Source organism: Flavobacterium paronense, assembly GCF_030409795.1.
Classification (GTDB): domain Bacteria; phylum Bacteroidota; class Bacteroidia; order Flavobacteriales; family Flavobacteriaceae; genus Flavobacterium; species Flavobacterium paronense.
On record NZ_JAUFQN010000008.1, the window covers coordinates 1 to 24,730 of the forward strand.

A 24,730-nucleotide genomic window follows, 5' to 3' on the forward strand; every position below is an offset into this window, starting at 1 on the left:
CATGCATACGCTTATTTTCATCCTTTATCATTTGCAAATAGCGAAGTACTTTTTCTTTATCGTCAATAACTTTCGGATTCTTGATGCGTCTAATGCTAAAATTTATCGTAGCAATCGGCGTTTTGAATTCATGTGTCATATTATTAATGAAATCGGTTTTGATTTCTGAAATTTGACGTTGCTTTATCAATTGGTTTAAAGCGCTTGAATAGGCAATAACAATGATTAGCGTAAAAATGATTGATAAAATGCAAATTCCAACCAATTCTGAAAACAAAAACTTCTTTTTTTGCGGAAAGGTTAATAACATTGATATTTATTATTACCGTCATTATCGATAAAAATTGGAATAGAATAAGTAGATTGTTTTTCGTACTTGAACCGTTCTGATTTTATCTTTGTTGCCAAACCATTACTGTAAACATTAAACTCAAATGGAGTTTTTACACCATATTCATTAAGTTCTTCAGACAATAGTTTTTGCACCATTTCATTAGTAACTCTTTCTTGTATGGGCTTTACAGCTGCTATATCTTTATAAACGATTTCAAATTGTGCATTGTCTAATAAATCTAGTCGTCCAGATTTTTCGATTTTTACATCTGGAGAAACTTTTTGTTTTAAACTTGAATTATCAATATCACCGTTGTAAATCTCAGTTTTCCTTTTGGAAGTGTAATTTTTGAGTTTTACGCTATCTAATTTTTTATCAAAGAACGAGGCCGAAATTCCGTAGTCTTCGGATATTATACTGTTTGAATATATTATTGTTTCATTAGTTCTTGAATCTCGTTGATAATAACCAAACTCTAAAAAATCACTTTTTTGAGGTGTTTTCCCGGTGCTGTCTTTGAGACGATTGTACATTTCATAGTACGAATATTGCTCATTCTTTTGCAATTTATCAGCAACATTTCCTAGAACTTGTTTTACATGATACTTAAATTGTTCTTCGTTGTTCTCGAAAGACCTATCAAACCAATAAACTTGAACCAGAATTATACCGATTAGGGATAAGCTCATTAAGATAACCAGTAAGCGAAAGAAAAAATTATTCATCACACAAATTTAACATTTTAACATTTATACAATAAATACATTAACCAAACATTAACATCTTGTATATAAATTATTGATTTTTCAATAATTTTAGTATTTCATCAACTTGCTTTTTGGTAGCATCAACTGAAAGATTATGAATAACATAATCGCTTTTTGCAATTCTTTGTTCATCAGTCCATTGGTTTTGCATTCTTTTTAAAACAGATTCTCTATCTGTATTATCACGTTCAATTACTCGTTGAAGTCGAGTTTCTATAGGAGACGTTATTGTTATTACTGCGTCACAGTATTTATTGCTTCCAGATTCAAATAAAATGGCGGCTTCTTTTACTACGAAGGGATAATTTTTATGTTTTTCGACCCAAGTATAGAAGTGTTTTTTAACCTCAGGATGAACTATGTTGTTAAGTTTTTGCAGCTTTTCTGGATTGTTAAAAACAAGTTGTGCTAGTTTTTCACGATTAAGCTTACCATTATCTAAAATTCCGTTTCCGAATTCATTACTAATTGCTTTAATAATTTTATCAGACATCATTAATTTTCTAGCTTCATCATCGGCAATATAAACAGGAATACCCAATGATTTGATATACTCTGCAACCATTGTTTTTCCGCTGCCGATTCCACCTGTTAATCCTATTATTTTAGTCATTTTTTAATTTAAAGAATAATTCAGGAAATGCAACTTCTGGTTTTTGTTTTAAAAGAATAACTTTTATGTACGATTCCAAAAAACCTCTTCCATATCCAAAGAATTGTATTAAAACAGCAATTAAGGAAAGAAAACCAATTTTAAAACTTTTATTTTGAACTGTTGCTTCAACCAATAATAAAAAGAATAAAATGTGTAGAAGAGTATTGGTAATTTAAAACCAAATAGAAACATAACTAGAGAAACTGTAAATCCTAATATAAATAGCGTCGGGAAGAAAAATGTAAGCTTATTATATTCAGGATACCAACTATTTAAAATTGGTCTAGCTTTGCCAAATTTATATACTTGCACTGAAAATTTATCCCAATCAATTCTTCGCTTATGATATACGAATGCTTTTGAGAAAAGTCTAGTGTCATAACCTAATTTCCATAATCTTATTGTTAAATCCGGATCTTCGCCTGGATGAATATTTCCAAAACCATTGGAATCATCAAAAGCTTTTTTAGAAATACCCATGTTAAAACTTCGGGGCTGAAATTTAGTTAACTTTTCAGAACCTCCTCGAATCCCTCCTGTTGTCAAGAAAGATGTCATAGCAAAATTTATAGCTTTCTGAACATCTGAAAACGAATCTAAAGCAGTATCAGAGCCACCAAAGCAATCAACATAATTGGTTGTTAATTCTTTCTCAACTTCAGTAAGATATTGTTTTGGAATAATACAATCTGAATCAAAAATAATGAAGTAGTCTCCTTTAGCTACTTCCATTCCGTAATTTCTAGAGTCTCCAGGACCAGAGTTTTCTTTAAAATAATATGAGATGTTTAATCTTTCTTTGAAATTTTCAACCTCTTGTCTACAAGTAATAGAAGAGCCATCTTCAACAATTACAATCTCATATTTTTTTTTATAATCTGAAATAGAAAGACTTTCTAAAAGCTCTTTAATTTCATCAGGTCTATTATAAACAGGAATGATAATTGAAAAATACATGTCATAAATTTTAACAAAGATAGGTTTTATACAAAAAAAAACCACCTAAAATTTAGGTGGTTTTAGTATGTAAAAAGAATTTAAGTTATTCTTTAATAACCTTAATAGTTTTTGCTTGGTTATTAGATGTTACTCTAACCATGTATGCTCCTTTTGATAGATTTGACATATCAACATTTGCATCGTTAGCATTAATAAAATTAGAACTTACTTTTTGACCTAGCAAATTGTATACTTCAACACTTGAAATTTCTTGGTTATACGATAAGTTCAAGATGTTTTTTACAGGGTTTGGATAATAAGAAAAGTTATTATCATTAAATGCTGGAACTGCTAAACCATCAGTACAAGTAGCTGTACCTGCACCAGTAATAACTGTTGAAAAATTACCAAAATCTGTTGGTGAAAATGATGTTGTTACAAAATAGTAATCAGTACCAGTTGTTAAATTTGTGGTAATTACTGAACCAGGTCCTGAATCATCATTTCCAGCAACAAAATTTGTAAGTTGATCATTTGGATCAAATGAATTTTGATAAACAAATATATAACCATCGAAATCCTGAGTACTGGTAAATGTGTAAGAACCTCCGGTATCAACAGTGAATGGCCCATAGATGTGATATGAGATACCAACTCCTACTCCTGATAATCCTGTTCCACTTGCCAATGGTCTGTCCCATGTGCTACCACCAAGAGATGGATCCGCCAAGGTTCCAACAAGATCACAATTTGGGGTAACAGCAGGCGGAGGAGTTACAGTTAAAACTCCGCTAACATAAGTTGTTCCGTCCCATACACCACCTCCAGGAGGAGGGCTGTAACCACCATAAACAAAGGCACCACCATTTAATTGAAAACGAGTTGCATAATAATAGGTACCAGGAGCTAATGTTGCACCAATAGCAGCTTGGTATTCATCATTATTTCCAACAGCACCTGAGTTCCAAGTCGCAGCTACCCAATTAGTCCAAGTGTTTGGATTTGTGTCTGCGCCTAGTGGACTAATTCCAATCCAAGCATTAATGCCTGGAGCTTGACCTACAATATTTGGGGCTACATCAGTTAAACCACCTTCATAAACTTGACCATAAACAGTAACATTACCTCCTACTTGAAATGTCGCACTACCTGGATATTGTAAATTAACATAATCTGGTAAATCAAAAATTGTAGGAGCAAATGTTATTGACCAGCTATCAACTGTTCCTGTATCTCCAGAGGCAACATCACACACTCTTAAAATCCATGTTCCGTCAGCATTAACAGCATTTAAAAGACCTAAATTTCCTTCTGGCGTATATGTACCAGTAAATGGTGCTGTACCAGCAGTAATAGATGTAGCTCCATTAGCGCTGAATACAGTGTTTGTATAATCAGTACCAGATCCGCCGTTGCCATTAGATAATAAAACTATTGTTCCATCAGGTGCAACCAAAGAAATAACTAAATCACCATCAAAAGTGTGCGTTATACTGAATCCGACTGAGCTAAAACTATTGGTTACTCCAAGAACACCGACTCCAGAAACTGTTACAGGAAAATCGTGAGTGGCATCACAATTATTATCTGTAATTGGACCTGTTCCACCTGTAAATGTTTGAGCAAACAAACTTATTGAGGTAAAACACATTAAAAATAAATAAGTAATTTTTTTCATATTGTTAAAAGTTAAAAGTTAATTGCCATAAATATAAATAAAAATAAAAATAGATTACAACTAAATTGTTTGTTTTAAATAATAATCATTACATTATTATCAACATGTTAATTTTTGATACTTGAAATTGTAACTAATTCATTTGATTCAGCCTTGTAATCAACATTATTTAATCCAAAACCAAATAAGTTAAGAAAATCTTGTTTGTAACCAGCTAAATCACCAATTTCTGTCAAATTTTCAGATGTTGCTTTTGCCCATAATACTTTTATTTTTTCTTGAATATCTTCTCTCATTTCCCAATCGTCAATTCTTATTCTACCTTTTTCATCAGTAGGAACTTCTTTCCCAGAGTAAAGTCTTTGTTCAAACAATCTTTGTATTTGTTCGATACAACCTTCATGAATACCTTCGGCTTTCATAATTTTATATAAAAGTGAAATATAAAGCGGAATTACAGGTATGGCAGAACTTGCTTGTGTTACTAAAGCTTTATTTACTGATACGTAGGCTTTACCATTTAAAGACTTCAAATCATCAGTAATTTTGAATGCTGTTGCCTCCAAATCATCTTTAGCACGACCAATAGTTCCTTTTCTATAAACTGCTTCAGTAACTTCTGGTCCAATGTAAGAATAAGCTATTGTTGTTGCTCCATTAGCTAAAACACCGGCATTTTTTAAAGCATCAATCCACATCTTCCAGTCTTCACCACCCATTACAACTACAGTATTGTCAATATCTTCCTGATTTGCTGGTTCAATAGTAACTTGAGAAACTAAACCAGTATGAAAATCAACTGTTTTGTTTGAAAATGTTTGACCGATAGGTTTTAATACTGAACGATGCAAAACTCCAGTAACTGGGTGCATACGAACTGGCGAAGCCAAACTGTAAATTACCATATCAATCTGACCTAAATCTGCTTTAATTAAATCAATTGTTTGTTGTTTTACTTCATTTGAAAAAGCATCACCGTTTATGCTTTTAGCATACAAACCAGCTTTGTGAGCTTCTGTTTCAAAAGCAGCAGAATTATACCAACCTGGAGTTGCTGTCTTGCCTTCTGACGGTGGTTTTTCGAAGAAAACTCCAATCGTACCTGCATCTGAACCAAAAGCACTTGTTATTCTTGAGGCCAAACCAAAGCCTGTTGAAGCACCAATAACTAAAACTTTTTTTGCGCCATCAATATGTCCTTTTGATTTCACATATTCAATTTGATTTTTAACATTTTGAGCACAACCTTCAGGATGAGCTGTCAAACAAATAAATCCTCGCATTCTTGGTTCTATAATCATATGATATGTATTTATGTTAGTTTTTTTTGAGATACAAAAGTAATAAATTAGCCTTTCAATTCAACAATGCTTTGGCATGGTTAACGGCTGAATCTGATATATCTTTCCCTGAAAGCATTTCGGCTATTTCAATTATTCTTTCATCGTTGTTTAGCAATTTCAATTCAGAAACAGTATTTTCTCCTAATACAGTTTTGAAAACTTTATAATGATTTGCTCCTTTAGCCGCAATTTGTGGAAGATGTGTTATGGCAAAAACCTGCATTGTTTTACTCATATCTCTCATAATTTCTCCCATCTTATTGGCAATTTCGCCAGAAACACCAGTGTCTATTTCATCAAAAATGATAGTTGGCAATTTTGAATATTGCGATAAAATTGACTTCACTGCCAACATAATTCTGGACATTTCACCACCTGAAGCTACTTTTTTCAGCACACCAAAATCGGTTCCTTTATTAGCAGAAAATAAAAACTGAAGTGTGTCTTTTCCGTTATTGTGATAACTTTCTGAAGGAATAATTTCGATTTTAAATCGAACATTTGGCATACCTAACAGATTCAAAATATCAATAAGCTTTTCAGTTAAATTAGGAATCGCTTCTCTCCTACTTTTCTTTATTTTATTTGCAACTTCATCTAATTGCAATTCAAAATCTTTGATGTTATTTTCAAGTTTTGCAATTTCATCTTCTAAAGTTGCAACCGAAACAACTTTGCTTTCTAAATCCGTTTGAATCTGAAGTAATTCTTCTATAGTTAAGACGTTATGTTTTTTTTGAAGGTTATAAACTAGTTGTAATTTTTGATTTATAGTTTCCAGTTTTTCAGGATCATTAAAAACCAAATCTGATTCCCGATTTAACTCTTTAACTATATCATCAAATTCGATTAAAATACTATTTACACGTTCAAAAAGCGATTGGTAATTAGCAGAAAAATTAGTGTTTTTTGAAGTGCCGTTTTAAACTCTTTTACGTTTTTTATAATCCCAAACTCTTCTTCATTTGCAATAGATAAAAGTTTATCCAGATTTTCTTTAATGAATTCTACATTGCTTAACGCTTGATATTGTTGCTCTAATTCTTCTAATTCACCTTCTTTTAAATTAGCAGATTCCAATTCCTGATATAAAAACGCATTATAATCTTTCTCTTTTAGAATCGTTAAAAACTGATTTTTTTTAGATTCTAAAGTAGATTTTGCAAAACGATATTTTTTTAAATCGGATTGAAATTCTATAAGTAACTCTTGATTATTAGCAATTGCATCAATGATTTTAAATTGATACTCTTCTTCCGATAACTCTAAAGTTTGATGCTGTGAATGCACATCTATTAGGTAAAAACTTAAATCTTGTAGTTGTTGAAGATTAACCGGACTATCATTTACAAATGCCCTTGATTTTCCAGAAGGAAGAATTTCTCTTCGAATAATAGTTTCTTCTTCGTAGTCTAAATCATTGGTTTCGAAAAAAGATTCTAAACTGTATTTTCCAATAGAGAAATGGGCTTCAACGATACATTTTTCATCCTTATTTTTAAGTGACGTTAAATCGGCTCGTTTTCCTAAAACCAAACCCAATGCACCAAGAAGTATTGATTTCCCAGCTCCTGTTTCACCTGTTATAATTGAAAATCCGTTCGAAAAATCGATTTCTAGTTTTTCAATTAAAGCAAAATTTTCAATGGATAATGATGTAATCATGTTCAGATAAAGAAGAAAAGTTTAAGTAGTAAATGTACTAATTATAACTTAATAGCTGACCATTTAGCCGTATTGAGTGGTGACAATTTATTTAAATTATCAATAGTTTCTGATAATGAGACTTTTGGACCACCTGATAAAATAGAAACCAATTCATCTACTTTGGCATCAAAAACACTCGGGTTAAAAAAGCATTCGGGCGAACTGCATACACTTTTGATAAGGTTGCAATTGCATCAATAATTTTATTTTTTGAAGCTTTTACATCAGCAGTCATTGTATCTAAACCTTCTCTGTGATATTGATATAGAGCTTCTCTGTATGCATCATAAGTTCCTCCTAATACGTCTGAAACTAAGAAATATCTATTTTGGTTTCCATCATTTTGACTCCAACCTTTATAACCACTTTGTTGGGCTACATTAAGTATTTGTTGAGCAACTTCATAATTTTTATTTCCTCCCATCAAAGTATAAGTATCGGAATCAAACCCAAGAATCATATAACTGTAATATGCCAAAACGGAAACTAAGTTTGAATCAAAGTTGGATGGGTTAAATTGTAAATTTTCAAATTCAACATAACGGAAACTAAAATCCTTGTCATTAAAGTTGAATACTGGCGATGCGTAAGTTGAATTAAAAACCGGTCTTGTCGATTGTACCTGAATAGATGCAGAAAACTGATTGGATTCATAGCTGTTCACTATGATTACCATAGAACATTCTATTTTCTCATTTTGTTTGTATTCTTCTCCTGTCCAATCAGTTTTGTTTACAAAATCACTTATAGAAGTTTTTAGGTTTTTAAATATCTGATTGTTAGTTGTTGCTACTTTGTCTGAATTGATCTGAACTGAACAGTTTAACTGCTGAGCTTGTGCCAGTCCAACAAAAAATAATAAAAGAAAACTGATTCTATTTTTCATAAAAAGAAATTACTTTATTCATAATATCGATCGCAACCAATTCTTTTAATTTTAAATCCATTGGTTCAACAACAAAATCCTTATCAATGAAGGTAATTTTATTAGTTGTTTTTCCAAAACCAGCACCTTCATCCATTAGCGAGTTTAAAACAATCAAATCTAGGTTTTTTTTCTGAATTTTCAACTTTGCATTTTCAATTTCATTTTCAGTTTCTAATGCAAAGCCAATTAAAAATTGCTGTTGTTTAATTTTACCCAACGATGCCAATATATCCTGCGTTTTTTCAAGTTCGATTGCTAACGAAGCTGCTGCTTTTTTTATCTTTTGTTTTGCAACAAATTTTGGTTTGTAATCGGCAACTGCTGCTGCGCAAATTGCAACATCAACTTTTTCAAAATACTCATGGCATGCGTCATACATTTCCTGAGCAGAAGTCACTCTAATTAAATTAATAACGGCTTTTTTTGTATTTAAGTGTGTCGGTCCGGAAATTAAAATTACAGAAGCTCCCAATTCAGCTGCTCTTTCAGCAATATCAAAGCCCATTTTACCAGATGAATGATTCCCAATAAATCTCACAGGGTCAATTGCTTCATAAGTTGGGCCAGCAGTAATAAGTATTTTTTTACCTATTAAAGGCAATTTGCTTTCCAAATCTTTTTCAAGAAAATCAACAATGTTTTCTGGTTCTGCCATTCTTCCTTCTCCTGATAATCCGCTGGCAAGTTCACCTTTTTCTGCAGGAATAATAATATCTCCAAATTGCTTTAATGTATGAAAACTGGCAACAGTTGAAGGATGTTTGTACATATCTAAATCCATTGCAGGTGCAAAATAGACAGGACATTTAGCAGAAAGATAAGTGGCAATTAAAAGATTGTCGCAATTACCATTAACCATTTTAGATAAAGTATTGGCAGTTGCAGGAGCAATAAGCATTAAATCGGCCCAAAGACCTAATTCGACATGATTATTCCATTGGGCATTCTCGTCTTCTTCATTAAAAAGGTAGAATGAACAGGGTTTTTTGAGAGTGTGGATAATGTTATCGGTGTTACAAAATCCTTAGAAGCAGGTGTCATTATCACTTGGACATGTGCACCTGCTTTTATGAATAGTCTAACTAATGTTGCTGTTTTGTATGCGGCAATTCCTCCGGACACACCAAGTAGTACTTTTTTACCGCTTAAAACAGACATCTTTAATTAGTCTTTTGTTGTATCTCTGTAGTAATTTTGTCATCAAGCCATTCTTGAACAGCTAATGCATGAGGTTTTGGTAATTTTTCGTAGTATTTAGAAACTTCGATTTGTTCTTTGTTTTCAAAGATTTCTTCAAGACTATCGTTGTAAGTGGCAAACTCTTCTAATTTCTCAGTCAATTCCTTTTTGATTTCAGAATTGATTTGGTTTGCTCTTTTAGCCATTATTGTTATTGCTTCATAAACATTGCCAGTACGCTCTTCAATTACAGTTTTGTTGTAAGTAATAGTGTTTACTGGTGCATTCGTCTTTTTTAAATCCATGATTTAATTATTTAGAAAATTGTTGTAAATCTTTTTCAATTCGAGCCAACATTTCGTCAGCTTTTGATTTGTATTGTGAATCTGCTTTATATTTTATCAGACTTGTGTAAGCTGTTTTTGCATTTTCAAGTCTTTCTTTCATTTTAGAAGGAATACTGTTAATTGCTAATGAATAAGCAGAATCCAATTTGTAAAATAGCGCTTTTTCTTTATAAACAGTTCCGGGATAATTAATCATAAAATTGTCAAACGCTACCATTGCTGCTTTATAATCTGAAATAGTATTATAAATTTTAGCATTTTCATATGCTTTCATTTCAAGCTTTTCTCTTAATTTTTTTACCAATGTATTGGCTTCAGCCAAATTTTGACCTTCTGAATAAGTATCAATATAAGTCTGAAGTTTATCGATAGCTTTATTGGTATCCGTTTGATCTAAACTATAAACCGGAGATAAAAAAGTGAATGATTTAGCTCCTAAAAAAGAAGCTTCTTCAATCTTTTCGCTTTTCGGATAACTAGCTGCAAAACTTTCAAATTGATATCCAGCTAAATAATATTGTTCTGTCTTGTATAATGATTGAGAATACATGTAAAACATTTTTTCAGCTGAAGGTTTTCCTTTGTAGGCTGGAGCTATTTGTTCAAAAAGACGTATAGCTTTACCATATTTTTTTGCTTCGTACATTTTTGTTGCAGATGCAAACTTTACAGCGACATCTTCCGATTTTAATGCTTTTTGATAATCGCTACAAGACGATAAAAATAAAATTACTGTGAATAATGCTAAAAATTTCTTCATTTATTTTTTTAATTCAGCTGATTCTAAACACTTATTGTGTTTTAAAAAGCAACTGCAAATTTAGTTATTAATTGTTGATTACAAAATATTTTTTTTGACTTCGAAAAAGTTACATTTTTGAAATTTTATTGGTGAAATTATGCAAACGATTTGCTAAATCTTCATCTGTATTTACTAATGGCAAACGTACCGTATTCTCACACAAACCTAATGATTTAAAGACTTCCTTAATTCCGGCCGGATTTCCTTGCTCAAAAATCATATCAATAGAATCGACTAAGAGATAATGGATTTTATAGGCATCATCTACTCTTTTATTTAAACCAAGATGCACCATTTCAGAAAATTGTTTTGGAAAACCTTCTGCAATTACAGAAATAACGCCAACACCACCAGCCAAAATCATTGGTAACGTAATCATATCATCGCCAGAAATCACTAAAAAATCTTTTGGTTTATTTTGTATCAATTTCATGGCTTGCACAATATCACCAGCAGCTTCTTTTACAGCTACAATATTATTAAAATCAGTTGCTAGTCTAATAATCGTTTCTGGTAACATGTTGATAGCAGTTCTTCCTGGTACGTTGTATAAAATCACTGGAATTGGGGAAGCTTCTGCAATAGCTTTGAAATGTTGATAAATGCCTTCCTGAGTTGGTTTGTTGTAATAAGGACAAACCGACAAAACCGCTACAAAATCTGAAAAATCCCCTGATTTTAATTCCTCAACAACTTCAGCAGTATTGTTACTCCCAACACCAAGAACTAAAGGTAATCTTCCTTTATTGGCATCAACAATAGTTTTTATAACTACTTCTTTTTCAGCTTTAGACAAAGTGGCACTTTCGGCCGTAGTTCCAAGTACAACTAAATAATCGATTCCGTTGTCAATTTGAAAATTTACTATAGTTTTTAAAGCATCAAGATCTACTGAAAAGTCTTTTTTAAATGGTGTAACAAGCGCAACTCCGGTTCCTATTAATGATTGCATGCTATATTTTGTTTAGAATTTTTAAATATTTGAATAGCTCGTCCATAAATACTTTATAGTTTTCAGCATTGGTATTAATCATAAAATGATTTAATCGTTTATCAATAGAAGTAAAACCTACCTTGAAACTAGCTTTAGATAAATGTGAAACCAACAGTAATGCTACTTTTTCGGTATCGTAGTAATTAATTAACAAATCAAAAGTTCTATGATAAAATCTTTTACTTCTTTTTTATCAACTGTTCCTGTCCAGCTTAAATCTTTATGACTAAAAATCGGATAATCAAAACCTCATTCTTTTTTATTTTGTCTTTGTAAACCAAAACTTTAATATCGCTTTCATTAATTCCGTTTTGGATTAATTCTTTTACCAAAGCTTCTCTTTCATAAAAATAGCTTTCGTCAAAAATAATCCCAACAGTTTTGATTACTTTATCTGAAGCTAAATGTTTAACATTTGATAAACTATTTTTAACTATTTTTTTTGTTGAAAAATCCTTTAAGTAATTTAAAAACATACTACTTTTACTTGAATTACAAATTTACTAAAATTAGTGGCAAAAACGATGGTAAAACTAAAAAACTATAACGGTGTAGTAAAGCATTTTGTTTTATTATTAACATTTGCAGCTATTATTTCCTGTGCCGAAAAGAAATACGCAGTAACCAAAATTGAAGGCAAAGAAATAGGAATTACAGACAAAAATTCCGAAGTTGCTGACATTGAAAACTTTATCAAACCGTATCGCGATAAAATTGACGCTGATTTGAATACTGTTTTGGCAAGTGCTCCTGAAAATATTGATAAATCTGGTGAGTGGCAAACACCAATGGGAAACTTTTTGGCTGATATCACTTATGAAAAATCAAATAAAGTATTTCAAATACGTGAAAAGAAATCAATTGATATTTGTTTACTAAATCACGGTGGAATTAGAAGTGTCATTTCAAAAGGAAATATTACCGCAAGAACTGCTTATGAAATTATGCCCTTTGAAAATAGTGCAATTATTATCGGATTAAAAGGAGCTCAAATTTTGGAAATCGTTAATTATATTATTTCCGAAAAAAAACCACATCCATTAAAAGGATTAACTTTTACAATTGACAAAGACACTCAACCAAAAAACATTTTAGTTAATGGAATTCCGTTAGACAATAATAAAATCTATTATGTAGTTACTTCAGATTATTTATCAAGTGGTGGTGATAATATGCTTTTCTTCAAAAAAGGAGTTGAAAAATATGATTTAGATTATAAGCTTCGAAATATCATCATTGATTATTTTAAGGAAAACAAAACGATTACGTCAAGCAAAGACATTAGAATTACCAAAGAATAACATCATGAAAAGAAGAGATTTTATACAAAATACCGCTTTGAGTTCTGCATTTTTAGGGCTTGGAGGTTTATCATTGAGTAGCTTTAAAAAGTTTGACACAAACATTTGACGATACTTCACACAAACGATGTACACAGTTATATTGATCCTTTTCCGCCAACGCATTCAAAGAATCCTAATATGGGAGGTGTTGCCCGAAGAGCTGCATTAATTGAAACTATCCGAAAGGAAAATCCAAATGTTTTATTACTTGATGCCGGAGATATTTTTCAGGGAACACCCTATTTTAATTATTATGGAGGCGAATTAGAATTCAAACTAATGAGCATGATGAAATATGATTTAGCAACTATTGGAAATCATGATTTTGACAACAGTATTGATGGCTTGTACAATCAATTGCCGATGCTAGTTTTGACTTTGTTAATGCTAATTATGATTTCAAAAATACAATTATGAATGGTCATGTAAAGCCTTATAAAATTGTTGACAAGACGGAATTAAAGTTGGTATTTTTGGATTGGAATTGAGCTTGAAGGTTTAGTTGACAAAAAAAACTATAAAGAAACAATTTATCATGATCCGGTTAATATTTCTCAAGACATTTCACGGATTTTAAAACAAGAACATAAGTGCGATTTGGTAATTTGTCTTTCCCATATTGGTTATCAATACAAAATGAACCAGATAAAATTAGTGATGTTAAGTTAGCTTCATTGACTAAAGATATTGATTTGATTATTGGAGGTCATACCATACTTTTCTTGACAAACCGACCGTTTTAAAAAATGCTGATGGAAAAGATGTATTAGTAAATCAAGTTGGCTGTTATGGAATAAACCTTGGCAGAATTGATTTTTATTTCGATAACGATATTTCAAAAATGGCGTCAGGAAAGTCCATTATTGTTTGATTTTTCGGAAATAAGAACATATTTATAAAAAGAGTAAAAGGCTAAAGCATTGAATGTCATTGCTAATGGTCTGAATAATTCTTCGTATTCGTCTACCAAAAATACTTTTCAATAAATACTACAAACTGTAACATTACAAACAATAATGCGCTAATTAAGAGCACTGAATTTTGTTTATTATCATTCATGAAATAACTCGAAAGTGCTATTCCGGCAAATAACGATATTAATAAGTTTTGAAATATTATTATGTAAATACTGTTCTGTGGAATTTCGGCAGTTTCCATAAACAAATAAAAAAATATCAGCAAGAAAGGTGTTGTTGCTATTATTAAAGGAATAAAATCTCCCACTTTTTTGAAACGGAATATTAGATATAAAACAATTACACGATGTATTGTAAAAACTAACACGCCATAAAACAAACAGCTTGATGTGTTTGGAATAAAAAGAATATTTGTGACTAAGGATAAGAGCAAAGCTGCAATAAAAAGCATATTCTTTTTATCTGATTCAATGTAGTAAATAACGATTAAAACTAAAGGAATTATTGGTTTCAATACGCAGATTAGAGTTCTGTTTACAAAATACTCAGCAACAACCTCAAATAAAGCTATTGCAAAATAGGTAACTGTTAACAATTTTATTATCGTGTATTTTTTTTGCATTTATTCTAATAAAAGACATTCTTTATTATTATTTATAACTGCTTCAACATCTTTAATATTAATTAAAATTAAGTTAAAAAAATTAATTGTCATAATTAATCACTGTTTTTTTATTTAATCCATAATCATAGTCAAAAAATCAGTTTCTGAAATAATTGGAATTTTTAATTGATTTGCTTTTTCTAATTTAGCTGGTCCCATGTTATCTCCTGCAACAACAAAATCTGTTTTAGCTGAAATAGAACTCCCCACTTTTCCACCATTATCTTCTATTGCTTTTTTTAAGTCATCGCGCGAGAATTTTTCGAAAACGCCGGAAACTACAAAGGTTCTTCCTGATAATTTATCGGTTGCATTTGGATTAAATTTTTCTACTAATTCTAATTGAACTCCAATTGTTTTAAACGTTCGATTATTTTTACGTTTTCTTTATTTTCAAAAAACTCAATTACGCTTTGGGCAATCTTCTCTCCTATTTCGTCCACTAAAATTAAATCCAGTAAAGAAGCGTTCTGTAGTGCGTCAATATTCTTATAATGTTTAGCTAATTTTTTAGCTACAGTTTCACCAACATAGCGAATTCCGATAGCATACAAAACTCTTTCAAACGGAATATCTTTAGATTTTTGTACGCCATTAACCAGGTTTTCAAAATTCACGGATACCATTCCTTTAGTTGGATTTGGATAAACACTTGCTTTTAGTAGTTTAATTCATTAGTTGATAAAGGAGTTATTGGGCACGCTACAGCTTGAAGTGTATTGAAAGCCGTGTTACTTCCAATTCCTAATTCACCTTCCATCCTCTTCTGTTGACCAAACATCTGTATTAAATCTACCGCATGTGAATGGGTATGACCTGCAGAAATTGCAGACCAAGTGTTTGCGGTACCAACTTGAGTTAAAACATTTGTATTACCAAATTTCCTAATCCTAATTGTCCTTGATTATTGAATCCACATGACCACAATGTATTATCGTTTTTTATCGCTATGAATGTGTTTGTCCTAGAAAGCTTCATATATAATGTTACTGCACCAGAATTGGCAAAACTTATAGCAATAGGAACATTAGATGCTGTGTTTGTGCCATCACCTAATTGTCCATTGGTATTGTTTCCCCAAGTATATAAAATATTGTTGCTATTAATCGCCATACTATGATCAGTGCCTGCAGAAATGACAGCCCAATTTGTGGCAGTTCCAATTTGAATAGGAACCAAACTTGTGGTATTTGTACCGTCACCTAATTGTCCGAAAGTATTATTTCCCCATGCCCAAGTGCTCCTGATGCGTCTATGGCTAATGAATGTTGGTCGCCAGCATCAATTTTTCGCCAGTTGTTGGAAGTTCCTACTTGTGCAGGAAGATTTAATCGGAGTTGTGAGACCGTTACCTAATTGACCAGTAAAATCCCAGCCCCAAGACCATAGTGTTCCTGTGTTTTTGATAGCTAACTAAACGATTTCCTGCCGAAACTTTTAGCCAATCGGTTGCTGTTCCCACTTGAGTAACATTTGGTGTAGCTGAATTAAACACCCCATTTCCCAATTGACCAAATTGACCATTTCCCCATGCCCATAAAGTTCCAGTAGTTTTTACTGCCAAAGAATGTACAGTACCCGCAGACACTGTCAGCCAGTTTGTGTCAGTACAATTGAACAGGAAGATTTTGATTGGCTAAATTTCCTAATCCTAAACCTAATAAATTTGAGTTTTGACCCCAACCCAAAGCGTACCATCGGCTTTGATGCCAAGTGTAAAATTTTGACCAGCAGAATTTCACGCCAACAAGCTGAGCCTACTTGTGAATAAATCAACGATGAAGATGAAAAGATAAACTTAGAATAAGTAGTAATTTTTTCATAGTAGTTTTGTTTAAGGGTGAATAAATACATTAAAATTTCTTTATTATTGATAATCAGAGAATAAGATGATTGTAAGTTACTGTTTTTTTGAATATAAATTAGTTTTGTAAACAAAAAAATCCAGTCGAAAGACCGGATTTTTTATTGTAAGTAAGTTAAATAAGATTGTACAAACGTTTATTTTACTTTTTTAAGTACTGCTTTGAATGCTTCTGGGTGATTCATTGCTAAATCGGCAAGAACTTTACGGTTCAATTCGATTCCGTTAGCTTTTACTTTCCCCATAAACTGTGAATAAGACATTCCTTCTAAACGAGCTCCAGCGTTAATACGTTGAATCCATAAAGCACGAAAATTTCTTTTGTTCACTTTTCTGTCACGGTAAGCGTAGCACATTGCTTTCTCAACCGCATTTTTAGCAACCGTCCAAACGTTTTTACGACGACCAAAGAAACCTTGGCTTGCTTCATTATCTTTTTCTTCTTGCTCTTTTAGCAACTGAATTTACTGATCTTGGCATAATTTTTCTGTTTTTTTGTAGCAGGCGTACCGAATTTAATCAAGGTAACTTTGTGGCCATACTCCAAGGTTATTTAAATAATTTGTAACCTAAAGAATTTTGTAATTGATAATTGATAGTTGACAATTAATAATTAATTATCCATTGTCAATTGTACATTGTCAATTATTAGATAATTCTTAATTGTTGTTTGATGCTTTTCTCATCTGTTTTGTGAACCAAAGCAGAGTGCGTTAAAGCTAATTTACGCTTTTTAGATTTTTAGTCAGGATGTGACTTTTAAAAGCGTGTTTTCTCTTGATTTTTCCAGAGCCAGTTACTTTGAATCGCTTCTTAGCACTGGATTTTGTTTTCATTTTAGGCATTTTTTCCTAGTTTATTTAATTTAACTTACTTACTTTTCTTTTTTGGAGCAATGAACATAATCATTCTCTTTCCTTCCAGAACCGGCATTGCTTCTACTTTTCCATATTCTTCTAAATCTTGTGCCAATCGTAGCAATAAGATTTGACCTTGCTCTTTATATATAATCGAACGTCCTTTGAAGAAAACGAATGCTTTCAATTTGGAACCTTCTTTTAAAAACTTCTCAGCATTTTTTCTCTTAAATTCGTAATCGTGCTCATCAGTTTGTGGACCAAAACGAATTTCTTTTACAACAATTTGCGTAGATTTAGCTTTGAGCTGCTTATCTCTTTTCTTTTGTTCGTATATGAATTTTCCATAATCCATTAATTTACAAACAGGAGGAACTGCATTCGGAGAAATTTCTACCAAATCTACTTCTTGCTCTTCAGCTAAACGTAAAGCTTCAGTGAATTTAAATACACCTGGCTCAATGTTTTCTCCTACTAGACGAACTTCTGAAACGCCGCGAATTAATTCATTAATTCGGTGGGCTGCTGTTTTTTCTACTCGAGGACTATATCCTCTGTTGTTTCTAATTGCTATGGCTTTATTTTTTTAATTAAACTTCAAATGTTTTTAGTGTTTTTCCTATTTCTTCATTCACAATTGTTGCAAATTCTTCAATAGTAACCGAAATATTTCCTTTTCCTTCTTGTCCATGACGGCGAACAGAGATTGTTCCGTTTTTCTCTTCTTCCTCACCAACTATCAGCATAAACGGCATTTTCTGCACTTCGGCCTCTCTAATTTTCTTCCCAATCGTCTCGTTGCGGTTGTCAATTAGGGCGCGAATTTCGTGATTTTCTAGCAATTCTAAAACTTTTTTCGCATAATTTTCATATTTCTCACTTAAAGACAATATAATAGCCTGTTCCGGCATCAGCCAAAGCGGGAAATTTCCTGCCGTATGTTCGAGTAAAATTGCAATAAATCGTTCCATAGAACCAAAAGGTGCTCTGTGAATCATTACAGGTCTATGTAATTCATTGTCAGAACCTTTGTAAGTCAATTCAAAACGTTCAGGCAAGTTGTAATCAACCTGAATTGTGCCCAATTGCCATTGTCTTCCTAAAGCATCTTTTACCATGAAATCCAGTTTCGGACCATAGAATGCTGCTTCGCCATATTCAATAACATAATTCAAACCTTTGTCGCTTGCTGCACTAATGATAGCACTTTCGGCTTTTTCCCAGTTTTCATCACTTCCAATATATTTATCTCTATTTTCCTGATCTCTTAAAGAAACCTGAGCGGTAAAGTTTTCAAATCCTAATGAACCGAATACATATAGCACTAAATCGATAACTTTTTGAACTCAGAATCCAATTGGTCTGGCGTACAGAAATATGCGCATCATCCTGTGTAAAGCCACGAACACGAGTTAAACCATGAAGTTCTCCTGATTGTTCGTAACGGTAAACGGTTCCGAATTCAGCATAACGTTTTGGCAAATCCTTATAGGACCAAGGTTTATTGTTGTAAATCTCGCAGTGATGCGGACAGTTCATAGGTTTTAATAAAAACTCTTCGCCTTCAGCGGGAGTATGAATAGGCTGAAAACTATCAGCACCATATTTCGCATAGTGTCCAGAAGTTACATATAATTCTTTTTGCCCAATATGTGGCGTAACTACTTGCTCGTAACCCGCTTTTTTCTGCGCTTTTTTCAAAAACTGCTCTAATCTGTCTCTCAAAGCTGCTCCTCTTGGTAACCATAATGGCAAACCTTGACCAACTTTTTGTGAAAAGGCAAACAATTCTAATTCTTTTCCTAATTTTCTATGATCACGACGTTTCGCTTCTTCAAGTAATTCTAAGTATTCAGTCAAGTCTTTCTGCTTCGGAAAAGAAACTCCATAAACTCTTGTCAACTGCTTGTTCTTTTCATCACCACGCCAATAAGCACCGGCAACGCTCATGATTTTCATAGCCTTGATGATTCCAGTATTCGGAATATGACCACCACGACACAAATCGAAGAAGTTAGCATGGTCACAAAACGTAATGGTTCCGTCTTCTAAATTCGAAATCAGTTCGGTTTTGTACTCATTATTTTTATAAACTTCCAAAGCTTCTGCTTTAGAAACCGGACGCATTTTAAATTCATGCTTCTCTCTCGAAACTTCTAAAACGCGGTCCTCTATTTTTTTAAAATCGGCATCCGTAATTTTTTGGTCACCAAAATCCACATCATAATAAAAGCCATTGTCAATAGCCGGTCCAAGCGTTAATTTAATTCCTGGAAATTGCTCTTCCAAAACCTGCGCCATTACATGCGAAGTCGAATGCCAAAAAGCTTTTTTGCCTTCCTTGTCATTCCACGTATATAATATAAGAGAACCGTCGGTGGTTAATTCCGTTTCCGTTTCAACTGTTGTACCATTAAAAGCAGCCGAAATCACATTTCGAGCTAATCCTTCACTGATGCTTTTTGCAACATCCATCGGAGTTGTGCCTTTCGCAAACTCCTTAACCGAACCGTCAGGTAGCGTAATCTTTATCATTCCTAAAATTTTATGGACTGCAAATATATAAGATTAACAAAACACATACAATATATAGAGCGTAATATATTAAAGTATTTTAGGAGCACACCTATTCCTGTTCTCAGGAAGTTCAGTCCCGCTATCCGCGCTACGAGGTAGCTGCTGCTATCGGGGCTAAAGACACGTTAAGCTATATCCATGACATAAGCATTCCCCTCTTGAGGGGTGGCCGCAGGCCGGGGTGGTAAAATATCATACGCTTAAAGTATGGCCAAGCATAGATACTCCATAGATAAAGCGTACATAGAGCGTATTTAAGCGTTGTGGATTATGTAAAACAGGTTTTTCAATGTAGCTTTTTATAAATCCACGATGTAAAGCTATTGTAAACTACAAGTTATCAACATCTTAAAAAAAGGCAAAAAAACCTCAAAAAACATTTGGATTGAGGTTGAATTAGTTTTTATATTTGCACCCCGCAAGAGATTAAAAGTTCATAATAATACTGAAAAAACGAGGAATTAAAATAATTCAAAAATAATTTTAAAAAGCCTTGTTAGTTAGAAAAGAATAGTTACTTTTGCACCCGCTTTGAGAATGAAGGCGGATTAAAATTAGAATAAACGTTCATAGACATATTGAATTGACAGCCGTTTTAACAGAGATGTTAAAACAACAAAAGAGAGTAAGAGAATCGAAAAGATTTGAATAAAAGACTAGCCTTTGTCTAAATTACGATGCAGATAGCGATATCAGCATAACAATATACGATGAAGAGTTTGATCCTGGCTCAGGATGAACGCTAGCGGCAGGCTTAACACATGCAAGTCGAGGGGTAAGGTAGCAATATCTGAGACCGGCGCACGGGTGCGTAACGCGTATGCAATCTACCTTTTACAGAGGGATAGCCCAGAGAAATTTGGATTAATACCTCATAGCATAGCAACTTCGCATGAAGTCACTATTAAAGTTCCAACGGTAAAAGATGAGCATGCGTCCTATTAGCTAGATGGTAAGGTAACGGCTTACCATGGCTACGATAGGTAGGGGTCCTGAGAGGGAGATCCCCCACACTGGTACTGAGACACGGACCAGACTCCTACGGGAGGCAGCAGTGAGGAATATTGGACAATGGGCGCAAGCCTGATCCAGCCATGCCGCGTGCAGGAAGACGCATCTATGGTGTGTAAACTGCTTTTGTACGGGAAGAAACACTCCTACGTGTAGGAGCTTGACGGTACCGTAAGAATAAGGATCGGCTAACTCCGTGCCAGCAGCCGCGGTAATACGGAGGATCCAAGCGTTATCCGGAATCATTGGGTTTAAAGGGTCCGTAGGCGGTTTGGTAAGTCAGTGGTGAAAGCCCATCGCTTAACGATGGAACGGCCATTGATACTGCCAGACTTGAATTACTAGGAAGTAACTAGAATATGTAGTGTAGCGGTGAAATGCTTAGATATTACATGGAATACCAATTGCGAAGGCAGGTTACTACTAGTGGATTGACGCTGATGGACGAAAGCGTGGGGAGCGAACAGGATTAGATACCCTGGTAGTCCACGCCGTAAACGATGGATACTAGCTGTTGGGCGCAAGCTCAGTGGCTAAGCGAAAGTGATAAGTATCCCACCTGGGGAGTACGTTCGCAAGAATGAAACTCAAAGGAATTGACGGGGGCCCGCACAAGCGGTGGAGCATGTGGTTTAATTCGATGATACGCGAGGAACCTTACCAAGGCTTAAATGTAGATTGACCGGTTTGGAAACAGACTTTTCGCAAGACAATTTACAAGGTGCTGCATGGTTGTCGTCAGCTCGTGCCGTGAGGTGTCAGGTTAAGTCCTATAACGAGCGCAACCCCTGTTGTTAGTTGCCAGCGAGTCAAGTCGGGAACTCTAACAAGACTGCCAGTGTAAACTGTGAGGAAGGTGGGGATGACGTCAAATCATCACGGCCCTTACGCCTTGGGCTACACACGTGCTACAATGGACGGTACAGAGAGCAGCCACTACGTGAGTAGGAGCGAATCTATAAAACCGTTCTCAGTTCGGATCGGAGTCTGCAACTCGACTCCGTGAAGCTGGAATCGCTAGTAATCGGATATCAGCCATGATCCGGTGAATACGTTCCCGGCCTTGTACACACCGCCCGTCAAGCCATGGAAGCTGGGGGTACCTGAAGTCGGTGACCGTAAGGAGCTGCCTAGGGTAAAACTGGTAACTAGGGCTAAGTCGTAACAAGGTAGCCGTACCGGAAGGTGCGGCTGGAACACCTCCTTTCTAGAGACGATAAGAAGGACTAGGCCTTCAAAGATTACAATTCCATTACTCTCGCTGTTAGTTCAAATATTATAATAAGCAAAAAAACAGAGTCTCGTAGCTCAGCTGGTTAGAGTACTACACTGATAATGTAGGGGTCCCCAGTTCGAGTCTGGGCGGGACTACTTTTTAATTAACAATTGCTTCGCCAGTTCGCTTACGCTCGGGTGATAATTAACAATTGATAATTAAAGTAAACTGTAAAAGCTTAAAAAGGAAATTCTAGAATTGGTTAAAAACTCAATTGAAAAAATAATTATCAATTATCAATTGACAATTATCCATTAGATTGGGGGATTAGCTCAGCTGGCTAGAGCGCCTGCCTTGCACGCAGGAGGTCATCGGTCGACTCCGATATTCTCCACAAATTGATTTGAAGATTAATCAATTTGAAGATTTGAAGATTCATTTTCAAATTCTCAAATCATCAAATTTTCAATTAATAAAGTTCATTGACATATTGAGATAAGAAAATATTTAAAAAGTAGAAAGCGTTTGCTACTAGTAATAGTGGTAAACAAAAAACAACGGCACATTTAATTATGTGTTGGGTACAATAAGCAAAATAAGGGCGTATGGGGGATGCCTAGGCTCTCAGAGGCGATGAAAGGCGTGATAAGCTGCGAAAAGCTACGGGGATTGGCACACACGAATTGATCCGTAGATACCTGAATGGGGCAACCCGGCATGTTGAAGACATGTCACTCCGATAGGAGAGCAAACCCGCTGAACTGAAACATCTAAGTAGGCGGAGGAGAAGAAAACAAAGTGATTCCGTAAGTAGTGGCGAGCGAACGCGGATTAGCCCAAACCAGTGTTGTTACGGCAATTCTGGGGTTGTAGGACCACGACATTTCTTGCGGATTGAATTAGAATAACCTGGAAAGGTTAACCACAGAGGGTGATAGTCCCGTATAAGTAAGAGAAGATAAGGATAGTGGTATCCTGAGTAGGGCGGGGCACGTGAAACCCTGTCTGAATTTGGCGGGACCATCCGCTAAGGCTAAATACTCCTGAGAGACCGATAGTGAACCAGTACCGTGAGGGAAAGGTGAAAGAACCGTGAATAACGGAGTGAAATAGATCCTGAAACCATACGCTTACAAGCGGTCGGAGCCCTTTCGTGGGGTGACGGCGTGCCTTTTGCATAATGAGCCTACGAGTTAACGTTGCTGGCAAGGTTAAGTGATTAAGTCACGGATCCGTAGCGAAAGCGAGTCTGAATAGGGCGCTTTAGTCAGTAGTGTTAGACGCGAAACCGTGTGATCTACCCATGGGCAGGATGAAGCTGTGGTAACACATAGTGGAGGTCCGAACCGGTTGACGTTGAAAGTCTTCGGATGACCTGTGGGTAGGGGTGAAAGGCCAATCAAACTCGGAAATAGCTCGTACTCCCCGAAATGCATTTAGGTGCAGCGTTGGTTATAAAGTTATATAGAGGTAGAGCTACTGATTGGATGCGGGGGCTTCACCGCCTACCAATTCCTGACAAACTCCGAATGCTATATAATGTTCACCAACAGTGAGGGCTTGGGTGCTAAGGTCCAAGTCCGAGAGGGAAAGAACCCAGACATCAGCTAAGGTCCCAAAATCTATACTAAGTTGAAATAACGAGGTTTGTCTGCCCAGACAGCTAGGATGTTGGCTTGGAAGCAGCCATTCATTTAAAGAGTGCGTAACAGCTCACTAGTCGAGCGGACGAGCATGGATATAATCGGGCATAAGTATAGTACCGAAGCTATGGATTTGTATGTAAATACAAGTGGTAGGGGAGCATTCTAACAGGGTTGAAGGTGTTCGTAAGGCATGCTGGACTGGTTAGAAAAGAAAATGTAGGCATAAGTAACGATAATGCGGGCGAGAACCCGCACACCGAAAGACTAAGGTTTCCTCAGCTATGCTAATCAGCTGAGGGTTAGTCGGGTCCTAAGGCGAACCCGAAAGGGACAGTCGATGGCTAACGGGTAATATTCCCGTACTACTGTTTAATTGTGATGGAGTGACGGAGTGATGAAAGCGCCGCGAACTGACGGAATAGTTCGTTAAAGCACCTACCTATAAGTCTTGGTAGTTAAATGCGCAGGATTTGGGGAATGCGATAGTACACGGAGTCTTCGGACAAAGTGATAGTGCGCCTAAGGGCTTCCAAGAAACCTTCTAAACTTAGATTAACAGTACCCGTACCGTAAACCGACACAGGTAGTCGAGGAGAGAATCCTAAGGTGCTCGAGAGATTCATGGCTAAGGAATTAGGCAAATAGACCTGTACTTCGGGAGAAAGGTCGCCCTCAGTAATGAGGGCCGCAGTGAAGAGGTCCAGGCGACTGTTTATCAAAAACACCAGGGCTCTGCAAAATCGTAAGATGAAGTATAGGGCCTGACACCTGCCCGGTGCTGAAGGTTAAGAGGAGATGTTATTCGCAAGAAGAAGCATTGAATTGAAGCCCCAGTAAACGGCGGCCGTAACTATAACGGTCCTAAGGTAGCGAAATTCCTTGTCGGGTAGTTTCCGACCTGCACGAATGTGTGGTAACGATCTGGACACTGTCTCAGCCATGAGCTCGGTGAAATTGTAGTA

Annotated in this window: 14 protein-coding genes, 2 tRNA genes, 2 rRNA genes and 10 pseudogenes; 6 read left to right on the forward strand and 22 right to left on the reverse strand. The window is 34.9% G+C overall.

Translation table 11 applies throughout. From position 1 onward, the window contains the following. The 13 genes and pseudogenes from QWY90_RS00825 to QWY90_RS00885 all read right to left on the reverse strand — a co-directional run. A pseudogene (locus QWY90_RS00825) lies at positions 1-1,059 on the reverse strand (histidine kinase dimerization/phospho-acceptor domain-containing protein); the annotation flags it as partial. Positions 1,060-1,129: 70 nt separating this feature from the next. After that, positions 1,130-1,714: a dephospho-CoA kinase gene (gene coaE, locus QWY90_RS00830; protein ID WP_290283941.1), complete on the reverse strand. Its 585-nt coding sequence runs from the start codon at positions 1,712-1,714 to the stop codon at positions 1,130-1,132. Then, positions 1,707-2,713: pseudogene (locus QWY90_RS00835) on the reverse strand (glycosyltransferase family 2 protein). The gene coaE and the pseudogene QWY90_RS00835 overlap by 8 nt, the downstream one beginning before the upstream one ends. Before the next feature lie 85 nt (positions 2,714-2,798). Then, positions 2,799-4,373 (reverse strand): T9SS type A sorting domain-containing protein, encoded by a 1,575-nt coding sequence (locus QWY90_RS00840; RefSeq protein ID WP_290283942.1) that lies wholly within the window; start codon positions 4,371-4,373, stop codon positions 2,799-2,801. A gap of 107 nt (positions 4,374-4,480) precedes the next feature. After that, the gene (fabV, locus tag QWY90_RS00845; RefSeq protein WP_290283943.1) at positions 4,481-5,674 is read right to left on the reverse strand and encodes an enoyl-ACP reductase FabV; all 1,194 of its coding nucleotides are present in this window, start codon (positions 5,672-5,674) and stop codon (positions 4,481-4,483) included. 55 nt (positions 5,675-5,729) lie between these two features. Further along, positions 5,730-7,381, reverse strand: a pseudogene (gene recN / locus QWY90_RS00850) (DNA repair protein RecN). 41 nt (positions 7,382-7,422) lie between these two features. Beyond that, positions 7,423-8,309, reverse strand: a pseudogene (porD, locus tag QWY90_RS00855) (type IX secretion system protein PorD). Next, positions 8,299-9,509 (reverse strand): annotated as a pseudogene (coaBC, locus tag QWY90_RS00860) (bifunctional phosphopantothenoylcysteine decarboxylase/phosphopantothenate--cysteine ligase CoaBC). The pseudogenes porD and coaBC overlap by 11 nt, the downstream one beginning before the upstream one ends. A 2-nt stretch (positions 9,510-9,511) precedes the next feature. Beyond that, complete coding sequence (locus tag QWY90_RS00865; RefSeq protein ID WP_290283944.1) at positions 9,512-9,835, reverse strand: DNA-directed RNA polymerase subunit omega; 324 nt, start codon at positions 9,833-9,835, stop codon at positions 9,512-9,514. A gap of 7 nt (positions 9,836-9,842) precedes the next feature. Then, positions 9,843-10,637: an outer membrane protein assembly factor BamD gene (locus QWY90_RS00870; RefSeq protein WP_290283945.1), complete on the reverse strand. Its 795-nt coding sequence runs from the start codon at positions 10,635-10,637 to the stop codon at positions 9,843-9,845. 109 nt (positions 10,638-10,746) lie between these two features. Then, a complete protein-coding gene (gene dapA / locus QWY90_RS00875) occupies positions 10,747-11,631 on the reverse strand; it encodes a 4-hydroxy-tetrahydrodipicolinate synthase (protein WP_290283946.1) in 885 nt (294 codons plus the stop codon). 1 nt (position 11,632) lies between these two features. Further along, complete coding sequence (locus QWY90_RS00880; protein WP_290283947.1) at positions 11,633-11,827, reverse strand: DUF6913 domain-containing protein; 195 nt, start codon at positions 11,825-11,827, stop codon at positions 11,633-11,635. A 58-nt stretch (positions 11,828-11,885) separates the two neighbouring features. After that, a complete protein-coding gene (locus tag QWY90_RS00885) occupies positions 11,886-12,149 on the reverse strand; it encodes a DUF6913 domain-containing protein (RefSeq protein WP_290283948.1) in 264 nt (87 codons plus the stop codon). A gap of 48 nt (positions 12,150-12,197) precedes the next feature. Between QWY90_RS00885 and QWY90_RS00890 the strand changes: the two genes are divergently transcribed. Then, positions 12,198-12,974: a 5'-nucleotidase C-terminal domain-containing protein gene (locus tag QWY90_RS00890; protein ID WP_290283949.1), complete on the forward strand. Its 777-nt coding sequence runs from the start codon at positions 12,198-12,200 to the stop codon at positions 12,972-12,974. Positions 12,975-12,978: 4 nt separating this feature from the next. After that, positions 12,979-13,887: pseudogene (locus tag QWY90_RS00895) on the forward strand (bifunctional metallophosphatase/5'-nucleotidase). Between the two features lie 92 nt (positions 13,888-13,979). Here the strand turns inward: QWY90_RS00895 and QWY90_RS00900 are convergent. From QWY90_RS00900 to thrS, 9 genes and pseudogenes are all read right to left on the reverse strand, one after another. Beyond that, a complete protein-coding gene (locus QWY90_RS00900; RefSeq protein ID WP_290283950.1) occupies positions 13,980-14,555 on the reverse strand; it encodes a lysoplasmalogenase family protein in 576 nt (191 codons plus the stop codon). Between the two features lie 114 nt (positions 14,556-14,669). Continuing rightward, positions 14,670-15,208: pseudogene (locus QWY90_RS00905) on the reverse strand (helix-hairpin-helix domain-containing protein); the annotation flags it as partial. Between the two features lie 247 nt (positions 15,209-15,455). Further along, entirely contained in the window at positions 15,456-15,860 is a 405-nt protein-coding gene (locus QWY90_RS00910; RefSeq protein ID WP_336622145.1) for an RCC1 domain-containing protein, read from the reverse strand. Between the two features lie 18 nt (positions 15,861-15,878). Then, a complete protein-coding gene (locus QWY90_RS15855) occupies positions 15,879-16,004 on the reverse strand; it encodes a hypothetical protein (protein ID WP_369281095.1) in 126 nt (41 codons plus the stop codon). Beyond that, positions 15,946-16,185: a hypothetical protein gene (locus tag QWY90_RS00915; RefSeq protein ID WP_290283951.1), complete on the reverse strand. Its 240-nt coding sequence runs from the start codon at positions 16,183-16,185 to the stop codon at positions 15,946-15,948. Before QWY90_RS00915 ends, QWY90_RS15855 begins: the two co-directional genes overlap by 59 nt. Before the next feature lie 413 nt (positions 16,186-16,598). Next, positions 16,599-16,941, reverse strand: a pseudogene (gene rplT / locus QWY90_RS00920) (50S ribosomal protein L20). A 168-nt stretch (positions 16,942-17,109) separates the two neighbouring features. Then, positions 17,110-17,306 (reverse strand): annotated as a pseudogene (rpmI, locus tag QWY90_RS00925) (50S ribosomal protein L35). Between the two features lie 25 nt (positions 17,307-17,331). Then, positions 17,332-17,832: a translation initiation factor IF-3 gene (gene infC, locus QWY90_RS00930; RefSeq protein ID WP_290283953.1), complete on the reverse strand. Its 501-nt coding sequence runs from the start codon at positions 17,830-17,832 to the stop codon at positions 17,332-17,334. A 76-nt stretch (positions 17,833-17,908) separates the two neighbouring features. Continuing rightward, positions 17,909-19,853, reverse strand: a pseudogene (gene thrS / locus QWY90_RS00935) (threonine--tRNA ligase). A 749-nt stretch (positions 19,854-20,602) separates the two neighbouring features. On the opposite strand from thrS, the gene QWY90_RS00940 reads away from it, so the two are divergent. The 4 genes from QWY90_RS00940 to QWY90_RS00955 all read left to right on the forward strand — a co-directional run. After that, positions 20,603-22,113 (forward strand): 16S ribosomal RNA (locus QWY90_RS00940). 90 nt (positions 22,114-22,203) lie between these two features. Beyond that, a tRNA-Ile gene (locus QWY90_RS00945) sits at positions 22,204-22,277 on the forward strand. Between the two features lie 166 nt (positions 22,278-22,443). Beyond that, positions 22,444-22,516, forward strand: a tRNA-Ala gene (locus QWY90_RS00950). A gap of 191 nt (positions 22,517-22,707) precedes the next feature. Beyond that, positions 22,708-24,730 (forward strand): 23S ribosomal RNA (locus tag QWY90_RS00955); the annotation flags it as partial.